General features: G+C 44.5%; 6 protein-coding genes and 1 pseudogene. 1 reads left to right on the top strand and 6 read right to left on the bottom strand.

Annotated elements, in window-relative coordinates; translation table 11 throughout:
* Positions 1–125 precede the first annotated feature (125 nt).
* The 6 genes and pseudogenes from AB6E30_RS12340 to AB6E30_RS12365 all read right to left on the bottom strand — a co-directional run bounded on the left by AB6E30_RS12340 (position 126) and on the right by AB6E30_RS12365 (position 5,400).
* Positions 126–362 carry a YdcH family protein gene (locus AB6E30_RS12340; RefSeq protein ID WP_004732244.1) on the bottom strand — a complete coding sequence of 79 codons (237 nt, stop codon included), beginning with the start codon at positions 360–362 and terminating at the stop codon, positions 126–128.
* A 267-nt stretch (positions 363–629) separates the two neighbouring features.
* Positions 630–1,501, bottom strand: a pseudogene (locus AB6E30_RS12345) (radical SAM protein).
* Positions 1,502–1,700: 199 nt separating this feature from the next.
* A complete protein-coding gene (locus AB6E30_RS12350) occupies positions 1,701–1,823 on the bottom strand; it encodes a hypothetical protein (RefSeq protein WP_258182976.1) in 123 nt (40 codons plus the stop codon).
* 223 nt (positions 1,824–2,046) lie between these two features.
* Positions 2,047–2,742, bottom strand: a complete 696-nt coding sequence (locus AB6E30_RS12355; RefSeq protein WP_102398428.1) for an aspartate/glutamate racemase family protein — start codon at positions 2,740–2,742, stop codon at positions 2,047–2,049.
* Positions 2,743–2,936: 194 nt separating this feature from the next.
* Positions 2,937–3,920: an HAD family hydrolase gene (locus AB6E30_RS12360; RefSeq protein WP_372103767.1), complete on the bottom strand. Its 984-nt coding sequence runs from the start codon at positions 3,918–3,920 to the stop codon at positions 2,937–2,939.
* Positions 3,921–4,155: 235 nt separating this feature from the next.
* Positions 4,156–5,400: an NADH:flavin oxidoreductase/NADH oxidase family protein gene (locus AB6E30_RS12365; RefSeq protein ID WP_372103770.1), complete on the bottom strand. Its 1,245-nt coding sequence runs from the start codon at positions 5,398–5,400 to the stop codon at positions 4,156–4,158.
* Between the two features lie 279 nt (positions 5,401–5,679).
* Here AB6E30_RS12365 and nfsA point away from each other — a divergent pair, with 279 nt between their 5' ends.
* Positions 5,680–6,402 carry an oxygen-insensitive NADPH nitroreductase gene (nfsA, locus tag AB6E30_RS12370; protein WP_017066969.1) on the top strand — a complete coding sequence of 241 codons (723 nt, stop codon included), beginning with the start codon at positions 5,680–5,682 and terminating at the stop codon, positions 6,400–6,402.
* The last annotated feature ends 110 nt before the right edge of the window (positions 6,403–6,512 follow it).

Consider the following 6,512-nt stretch of genomic DNA (forward strand, 5'->3'; position numbering starts at 1 on the left):
TACAACGTATTAACTCAGTTGAATTGTGATGATGCTATTGAGCCAAAACGAAAAAAACTCCCGAAGGAGTTTTTTGTCTAAGTCTGCAATTCGCCATTTAGCTAGCCAGAAAAATTACCAACTCACTAGCCCGTTAAACGAGCATGCAGTGAATCTTTAAGCTCAGAACGATCATGTTTCAATTGGTGCATCGAGCCGTCATCAATGGGTGAATCTTTCAGCTCTAGTTTACGAATCTCTTTATCAAGGTTGTCGTATGTCTTCATATCTGCTGCAAAGCCATCGTCAGTTTTAGCAAGCTCAGCAATTTTGTCTTTCATTTCAGGAAATTCGTGAACAAGAGAGTGATTTTCACCTAGCATAGAAACCTCTTAAGTTGAGTAAAGTGATTGGTAGTACACATTCATTATTTACCTTAGCAAGGGACTCAAATAACAAATGAGATCCAGTACACAGCCTAGAATATAGACAGTTCAGATTCACAAATTTACAACATCCACCAAGAAAATGGCTTTGCTGATTTTGAATTGTCTCAGTAACGGAAGTAGGTTTATGGCGATTATCCCGCCTCAAAAACAATACTTCTTTCGATTTTTGCTTAGCCTGCAAATATCGTTTTTAAGTAAACGCTACCAAGCAAACGTCTGAATAACACTATCTTTAACCATTGGGTTTGATGCTATCGCACGGTTCACCTTGCCAAAAATTGCTCTCTTGAATCAAGTAGGAAACCTTTCTGAGTCACGATGTTATTGCCATGGTCACCCCAATAGAAAGTGTCGATGTTTAGATTCTCAAGCAGATACTTTTCTTCTTCTAAGATCTGAAGTTGCGTCGGCATAACGAACTTACCGTCTTTTACTTCTTGTTCCATCACGGTTCCTGGTTGGATGGCTAACGCCATTGGTGCTATCTGCTCAGGCTTCATGATATTCAGTAATCTTGTGGTTTCGACAATATGTTCACGTGATCGATCGCGACCACCAAGGCCGAAGATAAACGAAAGTAAGGTTTCAATGCCGGCTTCTTTGGCTAATGCCATGCCTTCGAGCGCTTGTTCTGGTGTCATACGCTTTTTGATGTTGTCGAGTACAACCGCATCGCCTGACTCCAACCCCGCATAAGCCATAGTGAGACCGGCACTTTTAAGCTCTTTAAGTTCGCTCAAGCTTTTACGACGGAAATCGTTCAAACCACTATAGAGCGATACTTTTCTGCTTTCTGGAAAGGTATGACGAAGCTTATCCAAAATCTTAAGGAGATAATCCGTGCGGGCGGCCATCACGTTGCCATCGATAAGGAAAATTGATTCAACATAAGGATAAATCAGGCGAGCTTCTTCGATATCTTTAAACACATCCTCAATATCACAAACCTTGAATCGTTTATCGCTGAACATATTACAGAACGTGCACGTGTTGATACTGCAACCTAAAGTGGTTTGAATCAGAATGCTCTTCGCCTCTGTCCATGGACGATATACTTTTCCCTCATATTTCATATTGGTTTCTCCGGTCTATAAGCACGAGAGCGTGCTTTAATAAAACAGAGTTTATCAACACCAGTATTCATTGATAATTCGCGATATAGTCGAATCATTTTTTAGATTTTGTATAAAATAAAAGCCTTGTGACAACACAAGGCTTTGTAGGGGTAACTCTCTACCGGAGCAGCTGAAAATGTGTTTCCACAAAAGAAGATTAGCTGCTGCACCCTTGGGTATGAACTCGATTCATGTCGTCACCGACTTGTGCTTCTTGAGACCCCGTCGATTGGCATCCTGCCACGAATAACAGCGTTACAGATAAGATAAGCCATTTCATAATAAATCCTCTTTCGGTCATGACTAAAGCATAGTGCTTAAAAGCGCGGATACCTCAGTCATTAACTAAAACCTTACCTACCGATAAGGCCTTGGTTAATGAACAAAGCATCGCTTCTTTAACTAACGACCTGCTTTTGTACAAAAAACTTTCACTTCAACGAATGAAAATCGTACAAGAGCGAAAATAGGACAGCTATGGAACTAAGAATAAGAACTAGAAGTTAGTCACTCGTCGCCAAACGCACCGCGGCTTCTGCATGAATGGCTGTAGTATCAAACAGGGGCACATCGGTATGTTGTTGCTGAATCAGTAAGGCGATCTCAGTACAGCCTAGAATGACGGCCTCTGATCCTTGCTGGCTTAGCCTCTCAATGATCTGATTATAGATAGCGCGAGACTCTTCTTTTACTTCGCCTCGGCACAGCTCTTGGTAAATGATGTTGTGGACTTTCTCTCTGTCATCCTTGGCAGGAATCACAACATCGATACCGAATTTATCGATTAAACGCCCTTTGTAAAAATCTTGTTCCATCGTGAAAGCGGTGCCGAGTAACCCGACTTTCTTCACTCCTTGTTCCAGCAGTTTCTGCGCTGTGGTATCAGCGATGTGCAAGATAGGAATAGTGATCTTCTCTTCGATCTCAGGAACGACCTTATGCATGGTATTGGTACAGATCAGGATGAAGTCCGCTCCGGCTTTCTCTACCGATAAAGCCGCGTCCGATAAGATATCCGCCGTCTCAGCCCAGCGACCTTGATGTTGAAGCTTTTCTATCTCATCGAAGTTCACGCTGTACATACAAACCTTTGCAGAATTGAGCCCGCCGAGTGTGGCTTTAACGCCCTCGTTGATGGATTTGTAGTAGCTCACTGTCGACTCCCAACTCATACCGCCGAGCAAACCGATCGTTTTCATTTTGCTATTCCTTTAATTTCCGACTAACTCGATTAAACCGTCATGCATTGAAAATTTATAGTACGTTCTTGCTTAAAGCGAACCCATAACACCTTATTCCTTTCAAACCATTCATTCCAAAAACCTCCGCTCACAAAAAAGGCTCGAATTTAAAATCCGAGCCTTTGAAGTTTTGACCAAGGGTATACTTGGCGTTAGTACACCTCACACCAATCTGATTTCATGTCGATCAGTGTCCAATCCTCTCTGGAATTCGCCTCATCTAGCGCTTTATCAAGCTTGCCAACGTGAGACTCACGATCGTACTGCCACTCGCGCTCAGCATCAGTGTGATGAACAATCATCGCCATTGAGTTGGGTTGGCTCGTAGCCCATTGCATCATCGCTTGGTCACCGTCTGAGTTGCCGACCGCTAGAATAGGTTTCTTGCCGATAATATGCTGAATGTTAGTGACCTTTCCGGCTTTGTCATCAATGGTCAAAATGGACGAGTCTTTAGTAACGGTTGGCTTACCATCGTTGTAGCTGTAGTTGTATTTAAGCGCGCTACCGATGATTTGCTCTGTAGGAATATTATAAGCTTGTGGAGCCCACGCTCTCATGAAATCAACGCCTCCGCCCGACACAATATAAGTCTTAAAGTCATGCTCTTGCAGGTAAGTCAGCATCTCTTTCATTGGCTGGTAAGTCAGATCGGTATAGGCTTTGTTGAAGCGTTCGTCTTTCGCTGCAGCTAGCCATTGCTTAACATCTTTTTGGTATTGTTCGACTGTCATACCAGAGTGTGTCGCCATGATAATTTTCAATAAACCTTCTTCGCCGCTCCCTAGAACACTCTCAATATCATCTTCGAGTACAAACTTAAACGGTGCTTCGGTTTTCCATTCAGGGTGATCAGGCGCCATCTCTTTTACACGATCTAGTGCAAAGGCTAATTGGAAGTAATAAGGCTTTTCCGACCAAAGCGTACCGTCGTTATCGAACACGGCAATGCGATCTTCAATTGCCACGAACGTATCAGACTCAGCTTTAGTGGCTTGCCCAACAAAGTCGACGATAGCGGATTTGCTCTCGCTGTCCTTCCAAGAAGGCAGCAAGTTGGGATCACAATCCTTTGCAAAAGATGAGAAAGAGATGCTAGATAAAATCGCAACTGACAAAAGGGTTATTTTCTTCATAGCACTACCATGTTGTTGAATTATTTGTAGGGTTTAATTCAATTCATCCTAGTTTGTCTACTCTTATTTGCCACTTATGAACACTATAACCAATGCTCATGTTGGTATTAGATTAGTACCACAGCTAAGCTGGTTGAGGGTGCTCTGCGATGTATTTATCGAGAACTTAAAAGGAGACAAACAAAAAAGCAGAACTTCAATTCCTCAAAGTTCTGCTTTAACAATCCATGACTGCTTACGCTCTGCGCTTTTTGAAAGCGTGCCAGCCGGCGCTGAAAATTGTTTTTAACACCACACCGAGTGCGCTTAGTTTTGGGTCGGCTTTCTTGCCAGAGGCAATGCGCCACATCTGATGTTCATACCAAACCAGCCCGACCATCGCCACCTTGTCTAATGCAGGTTTTCCTGTGGTTGGCACCGTTAGCGGCATGCCGTAACTAGGGTTTTCAATTAACTTGTTAGGGAAATCAGGATCAACCGCCATTGTGCGCGCAATGCCAATAAAATCGGTCGCCGAGGTGTTTAATGCGTCATTCATTGCTTGCGCGGTTCGAAAACCACCCGTGACCACCAGCGGAGTGCTGACGAGTTTTCTCGCCTTAACCATGTAATCCATAAAATACGCTTCACGTTTTACTGTGCTGGCCTTGATTGGTTCAGTTTTGCTTTTCGACCCCATCATTGATGGGCTTTCATAGGTGCCGCCGGAGATCTCAATCAGGTCGATACCATTGTCACTGAGTGTTTGTACAACCTGCATCGACTCTTCTTCAGTGAAGCCACCTTTCATGAAATCAGCACTATTGAGCTTAATTCCGACAGGGAAATCGTCACCGACCTCTTTTCGAATCGCGCGATAAACCTCAAGCACGAAACGAAGTCTGTTTTCGAGTGAGCCACCCCATTTGTCTTGGCGTTGATTATGTCTTGAAGACAAAAACTGACTCACGAGATAACCATGAGCACCGTGGATCTGCACACCGGTAAAACCCGCTTGTTTTGATAGCTTTGCACTCAGCGCAAATTTATCAATGATTGCGATTATTTCCGTCTCAGTCAGAGCTCGTGGCGTATTGAAGCCTTTCTCTAATCCACGCTCTAAAGAGATAGCCGAAGGAGCAACCGGGCTATCACATAAGAATTTAGGAATTTGCTTACCTGGGTGATTCAGCTGCATCCATATCTGCGAACCATTCTGTGTTCCGGCACTCGCCCACTCACGAAATACGCTTAAATCACTGTGCTCATCCAACACCACGTTTTTAGGTTCACCAAGCGCACCTCTATCGACCATCACGTTACCCGTCATGGATAGACCAATTCCTCCTTGAGCCCAACGCTGGTAAAGCGTGACTAAACCTTGCTTAGGGTTATGATGTTTATCACCTAGCTGTTCACTCATTGCCGATTTGAACAGGCGATTTTTGATCACTTGGCCATTAGGAAGAAAAAAAGGGTCGTTGAGGCAGATTGGATTCATGCGCGTGGTTACTTTCTTGGGTTTATATATTGAGTCCAGTATGCCCTATTTTATCCGACAGTTCTGAGCATTTGGTGCCTATTTCGAAGCAAGTTTCGCTCAATAATAAAATGCCAGCGGCATAGCAGCTGGCATTAATCGATTATAAATAGAATCTCAAAAACTGGGCTGACGCTGCTGAAATATGTCAAGCAGAAAGGCTCGAACACCCTTTACGCTCATGGTAATTGTCGTTATTGTGATTCTCTACGCCATCATCACAAGGACTGTCTGAGAGTTATGAACAGCACGATTGAAACTATTCTGGGGCACCGCTCCATTCGTCAATATACAAATCAACCGATTGAAAAAGCACAACTTGATGTGATTATTCAGGCTGGTCTCGCGGCTTCGTCATCGAGCTTACTGCAGGCTGTTTCTATCGTGAGAGTGACAAACAAAGAGAAGCGTAAACTGCTAGCCGAATACGCAGGCAATCAAGCTTACGTGGAGAACGCGGCTGAGTTTTTGGTGTTCTGTATCGACTATCAACGCCACGCTCAAATCAACCCTGAAGTGAAAACCGACTTTACTGAACTGACCCTGATTGGCGCTGTCGATTCTGGCATCATGGCGCAAAACTGCATGTTGGCTGCTGAGTCTCTAGGTTTAGGTGGCGTGTACATTGGCGGGCTGCGTAACAGCGCACAACAAGTCGATGAACTGTTAGAACTACCACAACATACCGCCGTGTTGTTTGGGATGTGCTTAGGTCATCCGGCACAGCAACCAGAGGTCAAGCCTCGCCTTCCAGCTCACGTGGTGATGCACGAAAACCAATACCAACCGCTGAGCCTAGATGACATTGCCAGCTACGATGATTCGATGCAAAGCTACTACGCAAGCCGTTCAAGCAACCAAAAACAGAGCAGTTGGTCACAGCAGATCACGCAAAAGCTGTCTGGCGAATCTCGCCCGCATATCCTGCCTTACTTGAACAGCAAGCAGCTGACCAAGCGTTAAGCCGTTAAGCCGTTAAGCCGTTAAGAGCTTGCAACAAACCACAGCAAACAGCAGTACAATCGAGTAGGAGGAGGCCTCACGGCCTCCGTCCTCTCACACCACCGTACAAG

This window comes from Vibrio sp. 10N.247.311.12 (assembly GCF_041467515.1).
GTDB lineage: Bacteria > Pseudomonadota > Gammaproteobacteria > Enterobacterales > Vibrionaceae > Vibrio > Vibrio crassostreae_C.

Coding starts and splice junctions, on each gene's coding strand:
- AB6E30_RS12340 (WP_004732244.1), bottom strand. CDS start 362: ATGCTAGGTGAAAATCACTCTCTTGTTCACGAATTTCCTGAAATGAAA.
- AB6E30_RS12350 (WP_258182976.1), bottom strand. CDS start 1,823: ATGAAATGGCTTATCTTATCTGTAACGCTGTTATTCGTGGCAGGATGC.
- AB6E30_RS12355 (WP_102398428.1), bottom strand. CDS start 2,742: ATGAAAACGATCGGTTTGCTCGGCGGTATGAGTTGGGAGTCGACAGTG.
- AB6E30_RS12360 (WP_372103767.1), bottom strand. CDS start 3,920: ATGAAGAAAATAACCCTTTTGTCAGTTGCGATTTTATCTAGCATCTCT.
- AB6E30_RS12365 (WP_372103770.1), bottom strand. CDS start 5,400: ATGAATCCAATCTGCCTCAACGACCCTTTTTTTCTTCCTAATGGCCAA.
- nfsA (WP_017066969.1), top strand. CDS start 5,680: ATGAACAGCACGATTGAAACTATTCTGGGGCACCGCTCCATTCGTCAA.